The sequence below is a fragment of the Caproiciproducens sp. NJN-50 genome (assembly GCF_004103755.1).
Classification (GTDB): Bacteria; Bacillota; Clostridia; order Oscillospirales; family Acutalibacteraceae; genus Caproicibacter.
On the sequence record NZ_CP035283.1, the window covers coordinates 2,781,781 to 2,805,022 of the forward strand.

Consider the following 23,242-nt stretch of genomic DNA (forward strand, 5'->3'; position numbering starts at 1 on the left):
GATTCAGGAGGAATAAAATTATGCGTATTAATCACAACATTGCCGCTTTAAATGCTTCCAACCGCTTGAAGGCGAACGACAACTCCATCAGCAAAAACCTGCAGAAGCTGTCTTCCGGCTACCGCATCAACAGCGCCGCGGATGACGCCGCGGGCCTTGCGGTTTCCGAAAAAATGCGCGCCCAGATCAATGGCCTGAACCAGGCGGAAGACAATGCGCAGAACGGCATTTCGCTCATTCAGACGGCCGAGGGCGGCCTGAACGAGACCGAATCCATCCTGCAGAGGATGAACACGCTGGCCGTCGAATCCGCAAACGGAACCTATCAGGATACGGACGACCGCCCCAACCTTCAAAAAGAGGTTACTGCTTTGATTGCGGAAGTGAATCGCATCGCGAGCTCCACGAACTTCAATGGAACCACTTTGCTGGATGGCACCGCTACAAACCTCGTTTTCCAGATTGGTTCCGACAATACCGCCTCTCAGCAGGTATCGCTCTCAATCGCAACCATGACCGCAACAGGACTCACCATTGATGGTGTCGACATCAGTACTCTGACAGGAGCACAGACCGCAATCGATGCCATAAAAAGCGCAATCAAGGCGGTTTCCGGTGCGCGTGCGGACCTCGGTGCAATGCAGAATCGTCTGGAACACACCACCAACAACCTCTCCACCATGAGTGAAAACCTGACCAGCGCGGAAAGCACGATCCGCGACGTGGACATGTCTTCCGAAATGGTCGACCTGACCAAGAACCAGATTCTGGAGCAGGCCGCGACCTCGATGCTCGCTCAGGCGAACGCTCAGCCGCAGAATGTTCTGTCCCTTCTCAAGGGCTGATTCGATTCCCTTTCCCAAGGCAATACGTGAACAGGGCTTCCGGATTTCTCCGGAAGCCCTGTTTTTGCAGCGTGACACCTGTGCATTCAGCGACCCGCCCATATAGCGCAGGAAAAAGAGCAGCCAAGTCTGGCGGGACAGTTTTTGACTGTTCCCGCCGATTTCTAAAGCATAGGGCACGCCCCTCCGGAACAAGGGCCGGGCAAATATATGGCAGGCCAACGGAAGCGGCGCCTCGCCGCTACTGGGGCAAATGGGCAGCCAGTTCGTTCATATCCGGCTCCGTGTGTGTCAGTGTCCTGAATCTCACTACATCCGGGTCGTCCGGCAACAGCCGTGCCAGCTGAGCCGTGTAGCGCCCTGCTTCCTCCAGCTTTCCCTGCGCAATCAGCGCCTTGATGTTCTCCTTGACCCGTCCTGCCAGCGTTCTGAACTCCTCCGCCTTTTCCTTTCTCTCTTTCTCCTTTTGCTGAAACTGCTCCAACAGCAGAGAGATCGGCTTTTTCATCACCGGATAACCGTGCAGGGCGTGACGCAGATTTGCAATATAAGCCACATCATTCCCCTGGCCGCGCGCGGAAAGCGCCAGATTGATATAATACCAAAACCGGTGTTCCCTTGGAAGGGCGGAAACAGATTCCGGGGAAAGCAGTTCCGGACGGTACAGCATCCGGAGATATTGGGCGCTTTGAGACGCATATTCCCAAAACAGGGCTATGACTTCCTCGTCGCCGAGGCCCTGAGTAAGAATCACCTGTTCTTTCAGACAAAGAAGCCAAAAAGCTCTCTGCATCGATTTGCCGGAATCCGGCCCGCGATAATTTTTTATCACCTCCAAGAAATCCAGATGCTGCGTTTGCATATTGACCGCACAGCCCTTCAGATCCTCCGCGCCGATTTTTCTCAGCAAGGGAGTGATATCGGCCTGTTCCTTCATCCCGTAAAACAGAACGTCGTATAAGGTCGCGTCCCAATCCCCGTCCCACTGGAAAAACCAGCTGAGTTCCCTTTGCGCGGCATTCCGGTTTCCGCTGCGTTCCGCATCCCGCAGGCGGTTTATCCGCACATAGGCATCGTCGTCATCCGTCATCGCGGAGATTTCCCGCGTTGCAAATGTCCGTTTATCCAAATCTTCCGGCAGTTGACTCTCCATCGTTCTCCGAAGGGAATCCCTGATTTCCTCCCCGGCGCCGCAGGCTTTCCGATAAAACCCGGACACACACGTCCAGTCTCCGGTTTTGCCGCCAAACCCATATAAAAACTTTACTTCAGGTGCCAGTAATTCTTCAAATGAGATTTCCAGGCTGTCAAGAATATGCCTTGCCTCGCTGATGCGGTTCAGGGAAAGGAAGGATTCTCCCAAAATACAAAGCGCTCTTTCCCGGCTCAGCGGAGAAAAAAGCTGCAGGGCCGAAAACAGGGTGCAATACTGATTCAACTGGCCCAAACGATTTTTCTCATACAGTTTCAGATAGGCTTTCCCGTGATCAATGGAACGCTCATAGTCCCCGACTGAAAAGGCGGCGGACTGCGCGCAGCCATGAAAATCGATCCAGAGGACCTCCGTTTCCGCATTATGGGGGACGTCGTTTTCCAACAAGCGAAACAGCTTGTCACTTTTATTCTCTTTCATATATGCGGTGGCGAGGATATGCAGCAGGGAAAGCCTCCAATGGGGATCAGGATTCTCCCGCTCGATCTGCAGGCCGAAATTGCAGTATTGTTCCGCCCGGGCCGGGTCTTCCGACAGAAACTGCATGGCGGACTGAAGATAGGCTTTCAGGTTCTTCGGATGGTCTTTTATCTCCAATTCAAGCAGAGTTGTGTTCCTGCTTCGCTTTTTTCTTTTTTCCGCCTCACAGTGAAATATATAACCGTAATGGTGAACATAGTCATTCACAAACTTGATTGGCTTCACGGCCGGAATGTTTTCATGGATAACATTGACAAACCGGATTCCCTGATATACCCGGTAAACACGCATCGCATGAAAATCGTTATACCGTTTTCCGTCAAAATTATTGTAATTTCTCTGGATATAGGAAGCCGACCCGTACCGGTCACATTCGCCGCTTGTAAAAAAATCAATGAGTTCGTTCGTATCCTCGAACCATTCGTCTCCGTCGAGGAACATGAACCACTCGCCGCGCGCCGCCTTGAGGCCGGTGTTCCGGGCGGCCGAGAAATCGTCGCACCACTGGAAGTGAATGATGTGATCGGTGTATTTTTCCGCGATTTTCACCGTGCGGTCCGTGCTGCCGGTGTCGGTGATGATCAGCTCGCTCTCCACCGCCTCCATCAGCGGCTTTAAAGAGCTCAGGCAGCGGTCGAGCGTCTTCTCCTCGTTCTTTACGATCATGCCGATGGTCAGCCGAATTGGATGCCCGTGGTACGGACCTTCTCCTGAAATTCGGATGATGTGTTCCTTGGAAACATTCTCCTGTCTCACACGTGCTTTCATCTATGTAATTCCTCCGATTCGTCATTAAAAACTATTTTTATTATATATCGGCAGAGCAGGACAAAGTCTTACTATATTTTAAACAAATCGGCGACAGAATGTGCTATGATTGAAGAAAATACCGGGTGGATCGTTTTCCGGTCCGCCCTATGGAAAGAAGCGCGCGGAACACATGATTTCCATCAGTGTCTGTATGATTGTAAAAAATGAAGAGGCCGTACTGGCGCGGTGCCTGGACTGTCTGACCGGAATCGCGGATGAAATTATTGTGGTCGACACCGGTTCCACCGATTCCACCCCCGGAATCGCCCGAAAATACACGGAAAAGATTTTCCCGTTCCAATGGCGGGACGATTTTGCCGAAGCCAGAAACTTCGCCTTTTCCAAAGCGACAAAGGATTATATTTACTCCGCCGACGCGGACGAAGTGATCGACGGGGAAAACCGGGAAAAGTTCCGGCTGCTGAAGCAGACGCTCTCTCCCGAAACCGAGCTGGTTGAAATGCGCTATGCGAATCAGCTTCAATTCAACACAAATTACAATTACGACGTGGAGTACCGGCCCAAGCTGTTCCGGCGCGTGCGCGGTTTTCACTGGGTGGAACCCGTCCATGAAACGGTCGATCTGTCGCTTCACATGCTTGAGAGCGACATTGTGATCACCCATTGTCCGTCGGAACTTCACGCAAAGAGGGATTTCCTGATTTTTCAGGAAATGGTCCGGAAGGGTCCGCTGAATTCCCGGCTGCACCGGATGTATGCAAAAGAACTGTTCTTCGCGGGAGAAAGCGGGGACTTCCTCTCCGCCTGCCCCTATTTTGAAAGCACGCTGCACGAAGAATCCAGGAGCCTCGACGACATCCGTGTTTCCCAGTGCGTGGCGGCAAGATGCGCCCGCTTGCAGGAGAATTCGGTGAACCTCTTCAAAACGGCTCTGAAAAATGTGATCGGCGGTACGCCGTGCGCCGAAGTCTGCTGCGAACTTGGAGAATACTTTCAGAGCGCAGGAGACTGCGAGGAGGCCGCAACCTGGTTTTACACAGCGGCATTTGGGGCGGAAAGCGAAATTGATCTCCGCGCTTCCGGAATTTTTCCGCTCCGGAAACTGGCGGACTGCTATGAGGCGCTCGGCCTTCCGGAGGAGGCGCAGACATACCGGGCCAAGGCCGGGAACTGGAAGGCGCCCGGTCCCGACAGCACAATTTCAAAATAATTTCATAGAACATTGCTTGACTTCACATAATAGGTATGCTATGGTATGGACAGAGTAAGTTTCTGCTAACTTTTGGTAAACGGAAAGAGGGGTCAAGCATGCCTGATTACAGGATTAAATCCGTAAAGGGTTTGGAAATGATCGATTCACGCGGCAACCCGACTGTCGAAGCGGCGGTGGAACTGGCGAGCGGAGCGGTTGGGCGCGGCGCGGTGCCAAGCGGCGCCTCCACCGGCACATATGAGGCGCTGGAACTTCGCGACGGGGATCCGTCCCGCTTCGGCGGAAAGGGCGTTCTGAAAGCTGTGGCAAACATTGACGGGCCCCTCTGCAACGCAGTCTGCGGGCTTGACGCAACCGACACGTCGGCGGTCGACAGCGCGCTGCTGAGCGCCGACGGTTCTCCGGACAAATCCCGCCTGGGGGCCAACGCCATTCTGGCCGTTTCCCTTGCGGCAGCCAGAGCGGGAGCAAACGGCCTGGGACTTTCGCTTTACCGTTTTCTGGGCGGTATCGGCGCGGACACTTTGCCCGTGCCGATGATGAATATTCTGAACGGGGGCGCGCACGCGGCGAACAACGTCGATATTCAGGAATTCCTGATTATGCCGGCCGGGGCGCCTTCCTTCAGGGAAGGCCTTCGCTGGTGCGCGGAAGTGTTCCATACGCTGGCGGGCATTCTGAAGTCCAAGGGCCTTTCCACCTCCGTCGGCGATGAGGGCGGATATGCGCCGAACCTGAAAACCGACGAGGAAGCAATTGAACTGATCCTGCAGGCGGTTGAGAAGGCCGGCTACCAGCCCGGCAGGGACTTTGTCCTGGCCGTTGATGCCGCCGCCAGCGAGTGGGCATCCCCCGAGGGGTACCGGCTGCCAAAGAAGGGAACGCGGTATACGACGGACCAGCTGATCGCTTATTGGAAGCAGCTTGCGGGCAAATACCCGATCCGTTCCATTGAGGATCCTCTGGGTGAAGAGGATTGGCAGGGCTGGGCCAAGATCACGGAGGCGCTGGGCTCCAAAATCCAGCTGATCGGCGACGATCTCTTTGTGACCAATACAAAGCGGCTGGAAAAGGGCATCACCATGAACTGCGCGAACTCGATCCTGATCAAGCTCAATCAGATCGGTTCCCTGACCGAAACGATCCGGGCCATCAAAATGGCGCACGGAACCGGTTACACGGCGGTCATTTCCCACCGCTCCGGCGAAACGGAAGATACCACGATCGCCGATCTTGCTGTCGCCATGAACGCCGGGCAGATCAAAACAGGCGCTCCGAGCCGCAGTGAGCGCGTTTCAAAGTACAACCAGCTTCTGCGAATCGAGGCACAGCTGGGGACCGCGGCGGTCTACCCGGGAGCGGACTGTTTCCATCAAAAATAGGGATACAAAACCAAATCACCGCACCCCCGGCAATGCCGGGGGTGTTTCGTGTCAGTAAGGCCCTGACCGGTCAACTGTAAAAAGCAGCGGCAGCCCTCCGGGAGGGCCGCCGCTGTTCCAATCTCAAATCAGGAAACTGCAGTCTTCGTTTTTAAGTGGAATCGATTCAGTTCCTTTTGGAGCAGATCCGCCTGCCCGGACAGTTCTTCACTCGCCGCGGCGCTTTCTTCCGCGGATGCGGAATTGGTCTGGATCACGCTTGAAATCTGCTCAATGCCCTGCGAAATCTGTTCGGCGGCCCCGGATTGTGTTGACGCCGCGCCGTCGATTTTCGCAACCGCCTCGTTGACTTTGACAATTCGGGTGGAAATCTCCTCCAGAGCTTTCGCGGTTTTTTCCGCGATTCCGGTGCCGTCCTTCACCTTCGCAATCGTGCCTTCAATCAGCGCCGTCGTCTGGCTGGCGGCATTGGCGGATTTGCCGGCCAGGGCCCGCACCTCGTCGGCGACGACGGCAAACCCTTTTCCGGCCTCTCCGGCGCGCGCCGCCTCAACTGCGGCGTTCAGGGCAAGAATATTGGTCTGAAAGGCGATTTCGTCGATCGCCTTGATAATCTTCCGGATTTCATCGGAGGACGCATCAATCTCTTCCATCGCGACAAGCATCTGTTTCATCTGGCGATTGCTCATCTGAATATCTTCCGTTGTTTCCGCCATGTAAGAATTAACTTTGCTGATATGTTCCGACGTTTCCTGAATGCTTGCCGAGATTTCCTGCGTGGAAGAGGACAGCTCCTCCACGGACGCAGCCTGTTCGGTCGCCCCCTGGGCCAGCTGCTGGGCCGCGGCCGAGACCTGCCTGGCGCCGCTGTCTACCTGACTGGAAGTCGACTGAATGATTTCAAACGTATGATTCAGCTTCCGAAGAATCTCACGGTAGGAATCCGTGATTGGGGCAAAGTCTCCCGCGTAGTTCTGGGTGATCTCCATGGTAAGGTCACCGTCTGCAATCCGGTTCAGAGTTTCCGAGATTTCACATACATCTTTTTTTAGAAGAGAAAACGCGGCGTTAAGGGACGACGAAATGGTGCCGATTTCATTCTGTGAGCGGCAATCGATCCGAAGCCCCAGATTTCCTTTGGAAAACTCCCGCGCCACGTCCGCGATCGTTTGGATCGGCTGCGAAACCTCTCTGGAGAGCCAAAGATGAGAGAAGGCAGCGGTAAGAATAAAAACAACGCAGAATACGGCCATCACCGCAATCATCCACACCGCGGACTGTTTCAGCCGGGTAAGATCCTGCCCGTTCAGGACCTGAAGCAATGCATAAATCCCCATTGCGGCGGACAGAATACCACCTGCCGAAATCACATATTGTATTCCTGTAAGCAGTTTTGAAATTTTAACATTCCGAATGCCTTTTTTCATTTTCATCAGCCGTAAAACCCTTCTCTTTCCAGCAAAATACGACATCGCTTATTTTCGATGAAAGTCATAGAATCCGCAAATCAGTCAGATTGTCCCACAATTCTACATATTTCAAACTGGTTCTACCTTAATGAATTATATATTCATAAAATTGATATGTCAATATATATATCATGAATTTAGTTGATATTGTATTTACTTTTTGAATACAGACTTTGTAGAATGGAATCGAAAGGGCTGATATGAATGAACAGAATCCGTTTTTTGCGTACGCAGAAAGCGATGAAGCAGGAGGAGCTCGCAAGGGTAATCCATGTCAGTCAGTCCTCTTTGTCGGGATACGAAAACGAAAAATATGAGCCGGATAAAAAGACCCTTCTGCGGCTCGCATCCTTTTTCGGGGTCTCGATTGATTACCTGCTGGGAATAGACGACACCTGTTCCCACGGTACGGGTGTCTCGGTGAAAATCCCCGTTTATTCCATCCTGCGGTCGGAGCAGCCAACAGGTCCCTGCGGCTCGGTCCTCTATTTTCTGGACTTTGAACCGTATTGGAAAGAGAACGGCGAGTATTTCGGCATCCAAGTGAGCGGCAATCTGATGGAACCGCGTATTTTTGACGGCGATATCGCCATCGCCCGGCGGCAGAATACCGTCATGGACGGCGATATCGCGGTTGTACAGATAGCGCATAAAAACGCGGAGATCATTCGCGTGGTTCATCACGGAAGCGGAATCATTCTGCTCCCCTATAACCCTAAATGCAAAGTTCTTTCCTACACGGAGAAAGAAATTGCGGAGCTGCCCGTAAAAGTTCTCGGAAAAGTGGTCGAATTTCACGGAAAGTGCTGAAAAAAGCCGGAACCGCCTCGTCCGGTTCCGGCTTTCATTCCGCTGATTTTCGATTTTACTCAAAAGATCGGGTAGTCCTGCCCGCCGTCGTGAAAATACTTTGCCCCGATTCCGGACTGCGCAACGTATTCCTGGAGATTCTTTTTCATCTGCGTGAGAAACGGGTCGTTTTTTCCATAATCAGAGAGCATCTTTTTCGCGGTGCCGCTGTGCGGGGCGCAAAAATCGCGGATGGAATCCGCAAAATAGGAGCCGTCCTTCGCATAGGTATGGCCGTCCGGCTTCCAGGACGTCCCGTCTTTTAAAAAACGGAGCTCCATTGGCATCTTGCTGCCGCTGACCGGATTCAGGGCGTCCCCGTCCAGCTCATATTCCTCAGAGAGGACGGTGGCAAAAACCCGCAGCCCGCCGTTTTCTTCAAAGCTGCCGTAGATCACCGGAGCGCTGACGACCACATTCCCGGAAGCGTAGGGTTCCGAATAAAATGTTCCGAGCGCCTGATAAACGGCGCTTTCCACCGCGTCGTCCGTATGATGCGTGTAGGCCGGCAGCATCGTTTGCCGGTCGTTGAACTCCTCTTGTGCCTTTTTCAGGGCTTCTTCGGCCTCACTGACTTTTTTCCGCTGTTCGGACAAATCCGCAGCTCCGCTTTTTGTCCGGTCTTCCAGCTCCGCCTGTGCCTGCTTTAAAGTCTCCTGCGCCCGTGCGATTTGCTCCCGAAGCTCCGACAAACCCGATTTCGAGCCGCTGCTTCCCGAGGCTGCTCCCGCAGATTCCAGGTTCTGCATCAGCGGGTAGGAATTTTCAATCGTAATCAGCGCGCTCCCGTCTTTGGAGAGCGCATATCGCTTGTTTTCCCGGGGGCTCTGATTGGATTCGGCCTGGTTGAAAAGATAGCAGTCCGCACCGCCGAATTTCTGCTCCCTGAGGATCATCAGCTGCACGGAAGCGCCCAATCGTTTCCCCAGTGCGGTCCAGGCTTCGTCGGCGGTAAGAAGGCCGCTGATCTCACGTCCGTTGATTTTTGTAAAATCTTCCGCGCCGCGGCCGTTGAGCTCCAGTAAGAATTTTTCCATTTCGCTCTCGCCCTGTGAAAGCATTCTCACATCCGTCTGCTCAAGCTTCATTGCCTGCTCCTGCGTATAGGTGAAAGTCATCTCATAATCGGGCCCGGTAACCTGAAAGGTGACCCGGCCGACATTCTGGATCAGGCTGAGCAGGAGCATCGCGTTGCGGTATGCCCAGGCCAGATCCGCCTGAGAGAGGGTCTGGTCGCTCCGCGCCGTATAGCTGACTGTCAGCCCATACGGTTCGGCGCTTGTCTGAAGAAACATCTCCTTCTGCGACAACCCGTCGGGCAGAGGCGGCAGCGCGCCGAGCACTCTTCCGACCGCGCTGGCATCGCCGATATACTCCGTGCGGGTCTGAAGCAGCTTCCGGGCAAGAGGCTCCTGCTGAGCCAGGTTTCCTTTCCAGCCGGACGACGGCGTCCCATAGGCGATAAACGCGCCGCAGGCGGCCGTCAGGGCAAGGACGATGCACAGTGCCGCCGCTCCGCGGCGCTTCTTCTTTGTATCCAGAATCATTTCAAGACGGCGTTTCAGTTCTTTTTTTCCGCTGCCGAAGCAGGTGGAGAGTACCGACCGGCGCAGGATACCCTTCTGTGCAACGGAAAGGACGGCGCGGCCGTATTCCGCCCGAAACGCGGGCTTTGCCCCCCGGAGCGCAACCTCATCGCAGGAGAGCTCCAGATCCCGATTTACTTCCCGCGCCATCAGCCAGACGAGCGGGTTGAACCAATGGACAGCGCAGACGACGGCCAAAAGCAGTTTGTACCACAGATCCCGCCGATGAAAGTGCGTCAGTTCGTGCCGGAAAACCGCGCGGAGCTCTCCGACGGAGAACGAATCGTGCGGAAGAAGCAGGGCCGGATGGAACAGCCCGATCATCATTGGGCTGTTCTCTTTTTTGCATCGCATCAGGCGGGGGCCCTTTTCGATCCCGGCCGCGGCACATTCCTCCCGGAACAGACGCAAAACTTCACCGTCGGGCTCCGCTTTGCTCCAGCGCAAGAGCCTTCTTCGGAGGAATACGCTGGAGCTCACCGTCCATAACAGGCAGCCGGCAGCGCCCGCCGCCCATGTCATGGCAAGCAAAGTCCCAAGCGGAACCTCGCCTGCTCCCTCCTGCTGCGGGACGGATTCGGCCTTCTCCCTGTACGCTCCCCTGTCCTTTTCAGAAACCGTGTCCGGCACGGAAACGGCACTTTGCGGCGCGGGGGCCGCAAGCGTGAAAGTTTGTTGCGGCGCGGGGATCGCGATGACCGGCGACGGCGCTTCGAAATGGACCGGGACCAGCAGCCGCACAGCGAGCGCCAGCCAGACCCAGTACTTCCACTGGGCGGCGTAGGTTTTCCGGACTGCCCTGCCCGCGAGAAGCAGGGCCAGAATCAAGGCGGAAGCCCCTATTGAAATTTCCGCGAAGTTTCCCGCAAGGCGGATCAGCAGGTTCATGGCTCCGCCGTCCTTTCTTCCAGAAAAGCCCGCAGGTCCTCCAGATCCTCTTCCGTAATCGAATGGCTGTCGTACAGTGACGCGACCAGCCTCGTCACGGAATTGCCGTTCAGCTTTTCCAGAACGCTCCGGTTTTCGTCCGCCAGATATTCCTCTTCCCCGACCAGCGGCGTATAACAGCGGTTCTTCCCCCGCTTCTCGCTGGTCAGAAAGCCGCGCGCAATCAGCCGGTTCAAAAGGGTTTGAAGCGCGGAAACATTCCACGGTTTTTCACGCTCCAGCATTTCGCGGACGCGGGCGGTAGCGACCGGATACCCGCCGCAGTTCCAGACGGCCTGCATTACTTTGAGTTCGGTTCCGGGCAGCCGGGTAAATCGACGCATGGCGTAAGCAACTCCTACAACTGTAATATATTATATATCTTACAATTGTAGGAGTCGTTTGTCAAGTTTTTTCAAATCGCCCGCCGCCCCGCCATCCGAAAGCACCGGGGCCTTTCCTGCTCCCGCAAGGAAATCGCGGAGCTGCCCATAAATATTCTCGGCAACGGTATCAGATTTTCCACTCTAGGACGCCGCGGTTGAGAACAGCCTTGCCGGTGTTTTTGTCCACAAAGCGGAAATAAAGCTGGCCGTCCTTCATCTTCCAGCCCTGCAGCCGGACCGGAGTGCCGGGCAACAGCGGGCTGCTCATCTGCGCGGCCATGTGGGTGAGGCGCTCCGGCTCGCCGGGGACCAGCTCGCCAATGGCCATCCGGCAGGCAAAGCCGAAGGAGCACAGGCCCTGCATGATAGGCTGGTCGAACTTCATGTTCCTGGCATACTCGGGATCCACATGGATCAGGTTGGTGTCGCCGGTCAGGCGATAGAGCAGGTTCTGCACGGGGCTCACATAGTCGTCCACAGTAAAGTCGGGATCCCTCTCGGGGATGACGACGCTGCTTTTGGGCATGGGGTTGCCGCCGAAGCCGCCGGCCTCATGGAAGAAGGTGGAGGAATAGTTGGTGCATACCAGATTGCCGGCCTCGTCGCGGACGTCGATCCTGGTCTTTACCACAGCGCCGCGGCCCTCGCCGCGGTCATACACGTCCACGATCTCATCCTGCCACTGGAAGGTGCCCTTGATGGGGTCGATGGGACGATACCAGAAGATCTCGTGGTCCATGTTCAGGAATGCGATGGTGGGCTTGATGATCTCATCCGCCAGCATGGAAGCGGGCAGAGGCATCCACTGGCGGGGGCGGACATTGACGGTGCCCCAATAGGGGACGGCGCCGTAGGTGGGAATCGCCTTTATGTATTTCTCATAGGTGTACGTCAGGTCCTCCCTGTGGGCCCCGACGGCCAAGGCATAGAGCGCGATATCGCGCCAGTTGTACTCCATGTAGCGGGGCTCCATCTTTTTGCCGACCAGGACCTCCGCAAGATTGATGGAATGGTCCATAACGATTCATCCTCTCAAATAAAATGTTTTTGGTAAGAACCATAACGCACAGCGGGATAGCCGCTGTGGTTCCCTGGCAAACGCTTATTTGCCGGCGAGGACAGCGCGGGAGATGACGACCTTGTGGATCTCGGAAGTGCCCTCGTAGATCTCGGTGATCTTGGCGTCGCGGTACATTCTCTCCAGAGGATAGTCCTGCATATAGCCGTAGCCGCCGTGGATCTGCAGGGCCAGGTTGGTGACATAGCGCGCATTCTCGGAGGCGTTGTACTTGGCCATGGCCGCCTCCTTGGTGTGAGGCAGACCGTTTGCATCCAGATATGCCGCATAATAGGTCAGCCATCTGGCGGCCTCGGTCTTGGTGGCCATATCGGCCAGATACCACTGGATGCCCTGCAGGCTGGCGATGGGGCCGCCGAACTGCTGGCGTTCGCGGGCGTACTTGACCGCCAGATCAAGGGCGCCTTCGGCAATGCCCACCGCCTGGGCCGCCACGCCGATGCGGGCGCCGTCCAGCGCCATCATCGCATAGCTGAAGCCCTTGCCCTCCACGCCGATGAGGTTCTCCTTGGGAACACGGCAGTCCTGAAGCACCAGCTCCGTCGTCTCGGACCCGCGCAGGCCCATCTTGTTCTCAATTCTGCCGATGCTGAAGCCGGGAGTGCCCTTCTCCAGAATGATGCAGGACAGGCCCTTCAGCTTCTTTTCGGGCTGGGTCAGTGCAATGAGGGCAATGTACTTGGCACGGGCGCCGCCAGTGATGAAGCACTTGGTGCCGTTGATGACAAACTCGCCGGCCTTTTCGTCCAGAATGGCGGTGGTCCGGGCGGCGCCGGCATCGGAACCCGCACCCGGCTCGGTCAGGGCGAAAGCGCCCAGCGCGCCGTTGGCCAGCTCCGGCAGATATTTCTTTTTTTGTTCCTCTGTGCCGTGTGCCAGAATAATGGAAGGGCAGACCATATGGACGGACAGAGTGGCTGCGGTGGAGGCGCACTTCTTGGCGATCTCCTCAACCACAAGCGCTTTTTCAAGGGCACCGCCGCCGGAGCCGCCGTACCCTTCGGGAGTACACAGGCCGGTAAAGCCCTGCTCCGCCATCATGGCAAACAGCTCTTCGGGGAAGCGGTGGTCTTCGTCGATGTCCGCCGCGCGGGGAGCCACTTCCTTCTCAGCGAAATTGCGTGCCATCTGCTGTACCGCCAACTGGTCTTCCGTCAAACTGAAATCCATAAACAATTCCTCCCAAATCAGTTTTTCGCATATAAGGTTAAAGTTGAGGATCCCTCCAGCCAGGTAAAACAGCGCGTGATGCGAGAAGCCCCTATAATTGTAAAATATAAACATATTTTACAATTATAGGGGCTTCTCGTCAAGCTTTTTTTTAAATTCCGCTCCTTACAGTTTTGGACCCGTTTTCCGTCTCTGCATGTGATAGGCGATTCGCGCAACCGCCGCCTGCGGAAGAAACCGTTCCCCAAACAAAGCGGCCTTCATCTGAAATCCGGGCACGATCACGGTTTTGCGCGCGAACATTTTGTCAAGCGCGTAACGCGCGACATACTCGCTTGAACGCCCTTTTACGCTGAAACGCACGTCGGCGACGGAGTCGAATTCCGTCCGTACCGGTCCCGGACAAAGCGCTCCGATGTAAACATGGCCGCCGTCGCGGCGCAGCTCCTCCGCGAGCGCCTGCGTCAGTCGCAGGACATAGGCTTTGGAGGCATAGTAGCTGGAGAGCAGCGGCCCCGGCTGAAACGCGGCCAAGGAAGCCACGTTCAGAATATATCCTGAACCGCGCTTCTTGAAATCCCTGTAAAACAGCTTCGTCAGGATATGGACGGCCCGGATATTGACATTGATCAGATTCAACTCCCTCTCCAGGTCCGTCTCGTCAAACGGCCCGAACACGCCGAATCCGGCACAGTTGATCAGAATGTCGATGCGGTCGCCGCAAACCTGCCGGTACAGGTCATAGCACTGGTCTTTGCGGGACAGGTCCACCCCAACGACGCTCACATGCGTATTCAGTTTCCGCGCGAGTTCTTCCATCCGGGGAACGCGCCGGGCGGCAAGGACCAGATCGAACCCCCGGCGGCTGAGTTCGCGCGCAAAGTCCCTGCCGATGCCGGAGCTTGCGCCCGTGACCAATGCCTTCATTTTGTCCCCTCCCCCTGGATCGCTTTTTCATAGACAGGCGTATAACGCAGCTTCCCGCCGGGACGCTCCGACTGATACAGGGTGAATTTTTCCACCGGCATTTTCATGGCGGGCACGACAAAAGCTCCATGATCGTATTCCCGTTTTAAGACCGCCTGCCGCGCCAACGTCAGATGAGGGCGGAATCCGCGTCTCTCCAGAGTGAGCCCGCGGTTTCGCAATTGAGCACTCAACTGGCGATGAAGGGAAACCAAAGGCTCTGAACGTTCCACGCCGGCCCAGAAGATATCTCCGCCTTCCCTGCGGAAATAGCCAAATCCGCCGACGTGCAGAGGGAACGGCAAAACGCTGACGGCATCCATTGACTCCCGCACCAGCCCCGCTTTTTCCGCAGGGATTTCGCCCAGAAAGACAAGGGTCAGGTGCAGATTCTCGATTTGCGTGAATCTTCCGCTTTCACAGCAGGGCCGCAGCCTTTGAATCACTTCTTCCAGGGTTCCCCTGATTTCCGGGCTCAGCGCAACGGCAATGAACAGACGCGTAAAACCACCTCCACTTACAGCACGTCTTTTTTTTATTATATCACAATCCTGCATCAATTTTAATCACGAAGTCACGCAATTTTTTATGAACAGAAGCGGCGCGGGAATCCCGCGCCGCTTCTGTCAGATATGATTCCGCCAATTGCAGCCTTTGCCGCACCCGGGAACAAAGCGGTCCGGCCGGCAAACCTTTTCATCCGGAGCCCTCGGGCGCCTTACCGCCCGGTCCCGGCGGTCCGGCCAGCGGTTGACGCGGCCTTCCTCCAGATAAACAAGCTCGTTTCCAAGATAGTTCATAGCCGCCTCCTCAGACGGAAATCCTTCCTACATTCAGAATCTGGGCGGAACCCGTCATTGCGGCGGGGTCGAGAATCGCTTTCAGCTTCTCTCCGCTCAGGACCTTCCTGCTTTCCACCAGTTTCAGCACCGGCACGCCAGTTCTCAGCGATTCTTTCGCAAGCTCCGCCGACTTGGCGTACCCGATATAGGGGCAGAGTGCGGTGATGACCCCAACGCTTTCCTCCAGGTGCCTGCGGCAGATATCGCGGTTTGCCGTGATTCCGGCCACACAGTTGTCCACCAGGGTTTTTACCGCTCCCGCAAGGCTTCTGGCGGATTCAAACAGACTATAGAACAGCACCGGTTCGAAGGCGTTGAGTTCCAACTGGCCCGCTTCCGCGGCGAGGACCGCCGTACTGTCATTGCCGATAATCCGGAACGCCACCTGGGAAACGACTTCCGGAATCACCGGATTGACTTTCCCCGGCATGATGGAGGAGCCGTTCTGCCGTGCGGGAAGATTGATTTCCATCAGGCCGGTCCTCGGCCCGCTGGAAAGGAGCCTGAAATCATTTGCCATTTTGGACAGATTCACCGCGCAGGTTTTCATTGCGCCGGACACCGCCACAAACCCGTCAAGATTTTGCGTGCCGTCAATCAGGTTTTCCGCCTGCACCAGCTTAAAGCCGCAGATTTTTTGAAGATTCGCCGTAATATTATACAGATAGGCCGGAGCCGCATTGACCGAAGTCCCGATCGCCGTGCCGCCCATGTTGACGCTGCGCAATTCGTCCTGCACCTTCTGCAAACGGGCGATATCCCGCTTGACCGCCGCGGCCCAAGCTCCGAATTCCTGGCCCAGGCGGATCGGGACGGCATCCTGCAGCTGAGTGCGCCCCATTTTCAGCACATCGTCAAATTCCGCTTCCTTCTTCCCGAGCGCCTCCGCCAGGCGTTCCATCTGGCGAAGCGCCTCCGGGATCAGCCTCAGCATTGTCAGCTTTCCCGCCGTCGGAAAAACGTCGTTTGTCGACTGCGACATATTGACGTGGTCGTTTGGGTGGACGATGGAATAATCCCCCCTTTCTCCGCCGAGAAGCTCGATCGCCCGGTTGGCGATCACCTCGTTTGCGTTCATATTGGCGGACGTTCCGGCGCCGCCCTGAATCGGATCTACAATAAACTGACTGTGCAGACGCCCCGCAATGACCTCATCGCACGCCGCAATAACCGCGTTCGCAACAGAGGCCTTCAGATCCCCCGCGTTCCGGTTCGTCACCGCGGCGGCTTTTTTAATCTGCGCCAGCGAAACAATAAAATACGGATCCATGTGCCTGCCGGTAATCTTGAAATTGTTTCTGGCCCGCAGCGCCTGGATCCCGTAATAGGCTCCCGCGGGAACTTTCAGACTTCCTACGGAATCCGTCTCTGTTCTCGTTTTCATGTTTTTCGTGCCGCCTCATTTCGGACTTGACCTCATATCCCGATTTGTTTTGACGGAAGTACTTTAACATGTTCCGGAGGTTCCGTAAATAGCTTTCGCTCCTTTTCGTGATATTTTTATTTTTATGCGCGTTCTCTTTATGTAAGTAAGTTCGCCGTTCCGATACTTAATTTTGTTAAGTGCCCGGATCTTTCTTATTTTCACGCCTGCATCACCCGCTCCTGGAAAAGTATCCGGGCGCCGGACAACCTGAAAATAAATAATTTTGCGTTTTTTCCTTTTCGGCATTGAAAAAGGACTCACACTGTTTATAATAAAATAAAGTGCAAAGGGGCAAACCGTTGGTCTTTACGGTTTTTTCCTTTGCATTTTTTATTTTCTTCCACTGTCACTGTGGCAAAAGAAGAATTGTAATTGGCGCGACAGAAAATAGGAAAAATATTTATTTTGCGCACTTGAAAATATTTTAAAATGATTTATAATTAAATAAATTGCGAAGGGGCATGTCAGTTTAATTTTCTGGCTTGTTCCTTTTTTATTTTAATATCCCGCCTGTAAATAATAAATAATGTTAATCTTTTATGAGGTGATGAATCATGGACAAAATCGACGCCACATTGATTTCCGCCCTACAGGAAAACGCGCGGATTCCAATCAAAACGCTGACGAAAAAAGTCTTTCTGTCATCCCCCGCAATTTCCGCCAGAATCGAAAAACTGGAAAAGCAGGGACTGATCAGCGGCTATCACGCGTCGGTGAACCAGTATAAACTCGGGTATCATATCAAGGCGTTTATCAACCTGCAGATGTCCCCGAATCAAAAGCCGGAATTCTACCCTTTTATCCGCTCCTGCCCCAACGTGGTGGAATGCAACTGTGTCACCGGAAACTACTCCATGCTCATCAAGGTCATTTATCACAGCACCATGGAACTGGATGAATTTATCGGCCAACTGCAGAAATTCGGACCGACGGAAACACAGATCGTGTTTTCAACCCCAGTGGAGCCACGTGGCATCACGGTTCTGGAAAGCGACTCATGTGAAAATTGAAAAAGGGCTGAACGCGGCCCTGAAAAAATCGAACCAGCGGGATACGCTTTGATTTGGCAAAACCATTCAAAGCGTATCCCGCTTATTTTTATAGAAAAAGGCTCCTCCCGCTTTCATCCGCCACACGAAGGAAAAGCTTGTGGTCAGCAAAAGCGGAAAGGAACCATCAAATCCGGCCGGGCTGTCAATTGGCGGCGTTTTTTTTATATTTCAGCCGCGTGGCGATTCCGCCGCGGATATGGCGCTGAGATTTGTTGAACTCCAAAATGATCTTGACCTTTTTATAGAGCTGCGGATCAATGGCTTTCAAGCGCTGCGCAACGTCTTTATGTACCGTGCTCTTGCTCACGCCAAATTTTTTTGCCGTGCTGCGCACAGTCGCTTTGTTCTGTACAATATATTCGCCAAGCTCCACGGCGCGTTCTTCCACAATACCTTTCACTGCTCCACCCTCCAAACGAATCCGATTGCTAATAGGTATGCAGGAGGATGGTATTTTAGTACAAGGAGAAAACTCGCAAAAGGGCAGTAAGCCGCTTCTTCATGTCTTCCTCTCATACCTCGAACGCTTTATCCGCGAAGAAACGGACAGTTTATTATCATGTTTTTTAATAGACGACGGCCGATCCTAATGCGCATGTTTATACTCAACGCCAAAGTAAACACTTGACATCGCCACGGATTTTCATATTAGATCGGGGAGTCGCTACTCATCCGACACGAGATAAAACGGCGATTCCCCTCAAAAAATTATGGAACCTAAGGATTGGTTTCGAATCTCTACATCTGATTTATATATTGCCGCATACCCTCGATCATATAATATCCAGCCATAGCCCCCTGGTCTGGAGTTCCAACTGCTCTCGCTGCAAAAACCGCAGCTTTTCCATACTTCGGTTTCATCTCTTTTGTGGTCTCCATTCCAACCGCCGCACCCTCTGCCGCCGCGTCAATTACGGTTTTCAGGGTAGCACCTGCCATAGAGGCGGCGATAGCCGCTCTCTTCGCTCCGGCATCGAGAGCGTCTAATACTGTTCGATCCCCAAGCTGACATTTCCCACGCTTTTGAATTCCCGCGGCAAACGCGGCTAAATAGTCGGAGAGTTCGGCAGGGCCGATTCTGCTCTTACCCCTCAGTGCCTTCCCGCCTTCCATAACGCCGCTGGCCATCAGCGTCCCCATTGTGGAGGGCACAACAGAAGCCATCTTCACGCCCGCTTTCATCAGAACCTTTCCAATATCACCCGGCTCCGCATACTGACGAATAAGATCCGGCAACGAACCATAACCCTTGCACATGGTCAGACCCAAATCGCCGTCGCCCATTTTTGCATCCATTTGGCAGAGTTCTTCTTTTTTTTCTGAAAAAGTCTCCGCAATACAGATGAACAGTTCCGGCAACTCCTGTAAAGTAATTATATCCATAGCCTTTCGCTCTCCTTATGTCTGGGTATAAAACGGGGTTTTTACCGGCAAATCAATCTGGTCCTTCATTTCCTGATCGACCATTCTGCAAATGGAAACGGATGCGCCCGCCATCTCCATGGAAGTGGCATACTCTCCCACAAAGCTGCGGTATATACGGATTCCCCTCTGAACCAGAAGTTTCCGAATGGAGTCGTATAAAATATAAAGTTCTTCCGCTGAGGTCGCCCCAAGCCCATTGACCAGAACGCAGGCTTCTTCACCGGAATTGACGGGCATATCGTTCAGCAGAGTTTCAAGCGATTCTTTTGCCAGCTCATCGGCGGTTTTCAAAGGACCGTTCCATACACCCGGTTCTCCGTGGATTCCCATACCCATGGCCATCTCATTCTCGGCCAAGGTAAAATTCGGATGACCGACTTCTGGGATAATGCAGGGAGTCAAAGCAAACCCCACCGTGCGAGTATTGTCCTTTGCCTTCCGGGCCGCCTCAAGGACCTCATCTAGCGTACCGCCTCCGGCCGCCTTTGCGCCGGCACATTTGTACATAAAGAAGATCCCCGCCACGCCGCGCCGCGCACGCGAATCCGCGTTGGAGTTAACATCGTCCGCACCGACAATGGAGCGAGTCTGAATGTCATCCATTTCACACATTTCTGCGGCCATGTCGAAATTCATGATATCCCCGGTATAGTTCCCATAAAGATAAAGAATTCCTCCGCCCGATTCCACCTCTTTGGAAATGCTGTAGATCTGGTCAGCCGACGGAGATTGAAACACGCCCCCCACGCCGCAGCCATCCAGCAAATTCTCTCCTACATAACCAAGGAACAAAGGCAGATGTCCCGTGCCGCCGCCCGTAACAATGGCAACTTTTCCGGGCCTTTTTTCTGCCGTGCAGTAACAGCGGAGATCGTCCGCCGCGTATTTGACCTGATCCCCGTGAGCGGCATAGATTCCCCTGAGCATGTCCTCAACATATGTTTCGGGTTTGTTTATGATTTTTTTCATTTAAAATTCCTCCAGCAATTTTCCCATCCAAGTTACTGCCGGATGTTACGGGATCAGACGATCACCTTACGGTAATCCAGGCGCTTCATCGCCGCCAGGAGATCCGCTTCCTGCTCCGGTGTCAGATTCTCCATCGGGCGGCGCATCTTTGTGGTGGCAATCACGCCTTCGCTCTTTAAGATCACTTTATATGCCGCGATATTGTTGATCGAGCACATTACAGCATTCAGCACATTGGTCCGGCGCTGATATTTGGTTGCCAGCTCATAGTCCTTCGCCTCAACGGCTTCCCATATTTTGGCATAGTGCTCCGGAATGCACATCGCGTTGCCGGAAACGGTACCGTCGCCGCCCACGGCGCACAGCGCTTCAAATAGATGATCCGGTCCGACAAGAACGCTGAACGTCTGGTTTCGGATCAGCATGAGCTGCTGCAGTCTGGTAAAATCGGGATAGCTGTATTTGATACCGACCACATTCGGACATTTCTTTGCAATCGCCTCCGCCGTCGCCGGATTGATGTCGTTCACGGCATTCTGCGGAATGCTGTACAAATAGACCGGGAAATCCACCGGTACGCTCTTTGCCACAGCTTCATAAAAATTCACCAGTCCCTGGTCGCTCAGTTTATAGAAAACAGGAGTGACAACGCCGATCCCATCCGCGCCTACCGCTACCGCATGCTTTGCAAGTTCAATTGTATCGGCCAGATTCCATGCGCCGACCTGCGCAAAAACGGGAACACGTCTGTTGGCATATTTGACAACCGTCTCCGTGACCAGCTTGCGCTCTTCGACGGTCAGATACATCATCTCACCGGTTGTGCCGCAGGGATACAGGCACTGCAGCCCATTGTCGATGCAATGATCCACCAGATGTTTCAAACTTTCGACATCAATTTTGTCTTCTTCCGTAAGCGGGGTCACAATAGGGACAACCGTGCCAAATAATTTCTGCATACTCTTTTGCATGTTGAAGACTCCTTTTGTTTTATTTCATCCTCTCAAACTGAACTGAGAGGATTCATGCTAATTCCCGTAAAATATCCAAAACGTCTCACCTAACGCGTCGTGTTCCCTTCCGGAACCGGTCCCCGCGAAAAGCGTAGTTGGGGAGTTATCATAAAAAAAGAAATGCAAAGCGATTCTTTCTGTTAAACATAATGTTAGCATCGGAGCCGTAGAAAGTCAAGCATATTTTTCATATCTGAAACTATATTTTCATTCCTAAAAACAGTTGTTCAATATTTTCAGGAATTGATTTTTATTGCTTTTCGTGTTATTGTTTGGGTTAATAAAATTCCTTTTGGTGTTGAAACGAGTGGAGGAGGACAGAATATGGGAAAGCAGTTCAGAAGTCAAAAGATTTTATCCCGGCCCGTCTGGTCCAGCATCCGGGCTTTGTACAAAGGAATGGGTTACAGCGACTACGACCTTTCCAGGCCTTTGATCGGCATCGCCAATTCCTGGAGCAGGGCGAATCCGGGGCACGACAATCTGCGGCAGGTGGCGGACTGCGTCAAGGACGGAATTCTGCAGGCCGGCGGCACCCCTGTGGAGTTTGGAATCATCGGCCCGTGCGACGGGATGGCATGCGGAAATGACGGTATGCATTATATCCTGCCGGCCCGGGATCTCATTGCAAACGAAGTGGAGATCATGGCCCAGGTCAATCATCTGGACGGTCTGGTTTTGTTGGGCAGCTGCGACAAGGTGGTTCCGGGCCTCTTGATGGCCGCCGCCCGCCTGGACATTCCCGCCCTCCTCGTCAACGGCGGTCCCGCTCTGGGCGGATGTCTGTTTGACGGGCGCGAGTCGGACAACTCCAGCATGGTTGAAGCATTGGGAATGCTGAGCAAAGGCCTCATCACCGAGCAGGAGTACATTCGTTTGGAAGCGGAGTCCAATCCCTCCTGCGGTTCCTGCTCCTTTCTGGGCACAGCCAACACCATGTGCGCCATTACGGAAGCCCTTGGTATGTGTCTGCCCGGCAGCAGCATGATTCCGGCAGTTCTGGCGGAACGCCGGCGCGCCGCCCAGGAATCCGGGCGACGTATCGTAAAGATGGCGGAGGACGGTTTGACTTCCCGAAAACTGATCAATAAGAAGGGACTGCGCAACGCCCTGCGGCTCGGCATGGCGATCGGCGGTTCCACAAACATGGCGCTGCACTTTCCAGCCATCGCTTATGAAGCCGAATGCGAATTTACAATGAATGAAATCGACGAAATCGCCCGCCGCACACCCCATTTGGCCATGATCTATCCGAACGGTTCCGAAAACGTGCCGGCTTTTTATAGAGCGGGCGGCGTGCCGGCTGTTATGAAGCAGCTGGAAACGCTCTTAGAAACGGACGCCATGACCTGTACCGGAAAAAGTTGGGCTCAGGTCCTTGCGGATCTTCCCCCAGTGGAAAACAATATCATTCATTCCATTCCTCACGCCTGGCATCAGTGGGGAAGCCTCGCAGTGCTGCGCGGGAATCTGGCCCCGCATACGGCCGTCACAAAGCCCACCGCCATCGACCCTTCCATGCTGCGCTTTGAAGGAGTCGCGGCCTGTTTCGACTCAGAAGATGCAGCCGGTGAGGCGGTGATGGCTGGCCGCATCCGTTCCGGGACAGTTCTGGTGGTCCGCTACGAAGGGCCCAAAGGGGGACCGGGCATGCGGGAAATGGTCCGATTAATGAAGCTGCTTTACGGTCAGAATCTGGCGCTCTCCACCGCCGTCATCACGGACGGAAGATTTTCCGGCACAAACAACGGCTGTTTTGTAGGGCATATCTCTCCCGAGGCCAGCGAGGGCGGTCCCATCGCGGTAGTCCGCGACGGGGACAGAATCCGAATCGACGTGGAAAAGGGCACACTGGACCTGCTGATTCCTGATACGGAGCTTAAATCCCGTCTCGCGCAGTTTACACCGCGGCCTCCTAAAAAGCTGAAGGGGTATTTGAATTTGTACGCCCGTTTAGCTGAATCCGCCGATAAAGGTGCCATTCTCCGCAACCGGTAAATCATCCCCATAGTGAATATTCCAGCAGAGAAGCCAGGGCGGCAGCCGATTTTGCCGTCCCGGCGTTTTCATGTTTTTCAAAGCATTTCTTCCGAAAGCAATTTCATTTTCACTCGGAAAAGCCTAAACGTTTTTCTTTAGGCGCTGCTTAATCATAAAAAGCTTTCGATCACGAGCGTACA

20 protein-coding genes are annotated in these 23,242 nt (G+C 54.1%); 6 read left to right on the forward strand and 14 right to left on the reverse strand.

Annotated elements, in window-relative coordinates:
• Positions 1 to 20 precede the first annotated feature (20 nt).
• Positions 21 to 845, forward strand: a complete 825-nt coding sequence (locus EQM14_RS13550; protein WP_128743714.1) for a flagellin N-terminal helical domain-containing protein — start codon at positions 21 to 23, stop codon at positions 843 to 845.
• A 241-nt stretch (positions 846 to 1,086) separates the two neighbouring features.
• Here EQM14_RS13550 and EQM14_RS13555 read toward each other — a convergent pair whose 3' ends face one another.
• Positions 1,087 to 3,306, reverse strand: a complete 2,220-nt coding sequence (locus tag EQM14_RS13555) for a glycosyltransferase (RefSeq protein ID WP_128743715.1) — start codon at positions 3,304 to 3,306, stop codon at positions 1,087 to 1,089.
• A gap of 109 nt (positions 3,307 to 3,415) precedes the next feature.
• Between EQM14_RS13555 and EQM14_RS13560 the strand changes: the two genes are divergently transcribed.
• Together EQM14_RS13560 and eno are read left to right on the forward strand one after the other, a co-directional pair.
• Positions 3,416 to 4,519 (forward strand): glycosyltransferase family 2 protein, encoded by a 1,104-nt coding sequence (locus tag EQM14_RS13560; RefSeq protein ID WP_243112540.1) that lies wholly within the window; start codon positions 3,416 to 3,418, stop codon positions 4,517 to 4,519.
• Positions 4,520 to 4,617: 98 nt separating this feature from the next.
• On the forward strand, positions 4,618 to 5,904 hold the full coding sequence (gene eno, locus EQM14_RS13565) for a phosphopyruvate hydratase (protein ID WP_128743716.1): 1,287 nt from the start codon (positions 4,618 to 4,620) through the stop codon (positions 5,902 to 5,904).
• A 128-nt stretch (positions 5,905 to 6,032) separates the two neighbouring features.
• On the opposite strand, the gene EQM14_RS13570 is transcribed toward eno, so the two are convergent.
• Positions 6,033 to 7,337, reverse strand: coding sequence for a methyl-accepting chemotaxis protein (locus tag EQM14_RS13570; protein WP_164919087.1), 1,305 nt, complete (start codon positions 7,335 to 7,337; stop codon positions 6,033 to 6,035).
• A gap of 240 nt (positions 7,338 to 7,577) precedes the next feature.
• On the opposite strand from EQM14_RS13570, the gene EQM14_RS13575 reads away from it, so the two are divergent.
• Complete coding sequence (locus EQM14_RS13575; RefSeq protein WP_128743718.1) at positions 7,578 to 8,183, forward strand: LexA family protein; 606 nt, start codon at positions 7,578 to 7,580, stop codon at positions 8,181 to 8,183.
• Between the two features lie 59 nt (positions 8,184 to 8,242).
• Here the strand turns inward: EQM14_RS13575 and EQM14_RS13580 are convergent, their stop codons facing one another.
• From EQM14_RS13580 to EQM14_RS13610, 8 genes are all read right to left on the reverse strand, one after another.
• Positions 8,243 to 10,696 carry a M56 family metallopeptidase gene (locus EQM14_RS13580; RefSeq protein ID WP_128743719.1) on the reverse strand — a complete coding sequence of 818 codons (2,454 nt, stop codon included), beginning with the start codon at positions 10,694 to 10,696 and terminating at the stop codon, positions 8,243 to 8,245.
• Positions 10,693 to 11,079 carry a BlaI/MecI/CopY family transcriptional regulator gene (locus tag EQM14_RS13585; protein ID WP_128743720.1) on the reverse strand — a complete coding sequence of 129 codons (387 nt, stop codon included), beginning with the start codon at positions 11,077 to 11,079 and terminating at the stop codon, positions 10,693 to 10,695. Before EQM14_RS13585 ends, EQM14_RS13580 begins: the two co-directional genes overlap by 4 nt.
• A gap of 169 nt (positions 11,080 to 11,248) precedes the next feature.
• Positions 11,249 to 12,139 (reverse strand): MaoC/PaaZ C-terminal domain-containing protein, encoded by an 891-nt coding sequence (locus EQM14_RS13590; RefSeq protein ID WP_128743721.1) that lies wholly within the window; start codon positions 12,137 to 12,139, stop codon positions 11,249 to 11,251.
• An 84-nt stretch (positions 12,140 to 12,223) separates the two neighbouring features.
• On the reverse strand, positions 12,224 to 13,369 hold the full coding sequence (gene acrC, locus EQM14_RS13595; RefSeq protein WP_128743722.1) for an acryloyl-CoA reductase: 1,146 nt from the start codon (positions 13,367 to 13,369) through the stop codon (positions 12,224 to 12,226).
• A 165-nt stretch (positions 13,370 to 13,534) separates the two neighbouring features.
• Complete coding sequence (locus EQM14_RS13600; protein ID WP_128743723.1) at positions 13,535 to 14,296, reverse strand: SDR family NAD(P)-dependent oxidoreductase; 762 nt, start codon at positions 14,294 to 14,296, stop codon at positions 13,535 to 13,537.
• Positions 14,293 to 14,892 carry an RNA 2',3'-cyclic phosphodiesterase gene (thpR, locus tag EQM14_RS13605; RefSeq protein ID WP_128743724.1) on the reverse strand — a complete coding sequence of 200 codons (600 nt, stop codon included), beginning with the start codon at positions 14,890 to 14,892 and terminating at the stop codon, positions 14,293 to 14,295. Before thpR ends, EQM14_RS13600 begins: the two co-directional genes overlap by 4 nt.
• A 69-nt stretch (positions 14,893 to 14,961) precedes the next feature.
• Positions 14,962 to 15,135, reverse strand: a complete 174-nt coding sequence (locus EQM14_RS16430) for a hypothetical protein (protein ID WP_164919088.1) — start codon at positions 15,133 to 15,135, stop codon at positions 14,962 to 14,964.
• A 10-nt stretch (positions 15,136 to 15,145) separates the two neighbouring features.
• Complete coding sequence (locus tag EQM14_RS13610) at positions 15,146 to 16,561, reverse strand: aspartate ammonia-lyase (RefSeq protein WP_128743725.1); 1,416 nt, start codon at positions 16,559 to 16,561, stop codon at positions 15,146 to 15,148.
• 596 nt (positions 16,562 to 17,157) lie between these two features.
• Between EQM14_RS13610 and EQM14_RS13615 the strand changes: the two genes are divergently transcribed.
• Positions 17,158 to 17,613 (forward strand): Lrp/AsnC family transcriptional regulator, encoded by a 456-nt coding sequence (locus EQM14_RS13615; RefSeq protein WP_128743726.1) that lies wholly within the window; start codon positions 17,158 to 17,160, stop codon positions 17,611 to 17,613.
• A 184-nt stretch (positions 17,614 to 17,797) separates the two neighbouring features.
• On the opposite strand, the gene spoIIID is transcribed toward EQM14_RS13615, so the two are convergent.
• The 4 genes from spoIIID to EQM14_RS13635 form a co-directional block, all read right to left on the reverse strand.
• Positions 17,798 to 18,055 carry a sporulation transcriptional regulator SpoIIID gene (gene spoIIID, locus EQM14_RS13620; RefSeq protein WP_128743727.1) on the reverse strand — a complete coding sequence of 86 codons (258 nt, stop codon included), beginning with the start codon at positions 18,053 to 18,055 and terminating at the stop codon, positions 17,798 to 17,800.
• A 338-nt stretch (positions 18,056 to 18,393) separates the two neighbouring features.
• Entirely contained in the window at positions 18,394 to 19,038 is a 645-nt protein-coding gene (locus tag EQM14_RS13625; protein WP_128743728.1) for a dihydroxyacetone kinase family protein, read from the reverse strand.
• 15 nt (positions 19,039 to 19,053) lie between these two features.
• Positions 19,054 to 20,049 carry a dihydroxyacetone kinase subunit DhaK gene (locus EQM14_RS13630; RefSeq protein ID WP_128743729.1) on the reverse strand — a complete coding sequence of 332 codons (996 nt, stop codon included), beginning with the start codon at positions 20,047 to 20,049 and terminating at the stop codon, positions 19,054 to 19,056.
• A 53-nt stretch (positions 20,050 to 20,102) separates the two neighbouring features.
• Complete coding sequence (locus EQM14_RS13635) at positions 20,103 to 21,020, reverse strand: dihydrodipicolinate synthase family protein (RefSeq protein ID WP_243112542.1); 918 nt, start codon at positions 21,018 to 21,020, stop codon at positions 20,103 to 20,105.
• Between the two features lie 366 nt (positions 21,021 to 21,386).
• Here EQM14_RS13635 and ilvD point away from each other — a divergent pair, with 366 nt between their 5' ends.
• Complete coding sequence (ilvD, locus tag EQM14_RS13640) at positions 21,387 to 23,060, forward strand: dihydroxy-acid dehydratase (protein WP_128743730.1); 1,674 nt, start codon at positions 21,387 to 21,389, stop codon at positions 23,058 to 23,060.
• Positions 23,061 to 23,242 lie beyond the last annotated feature (182 nt).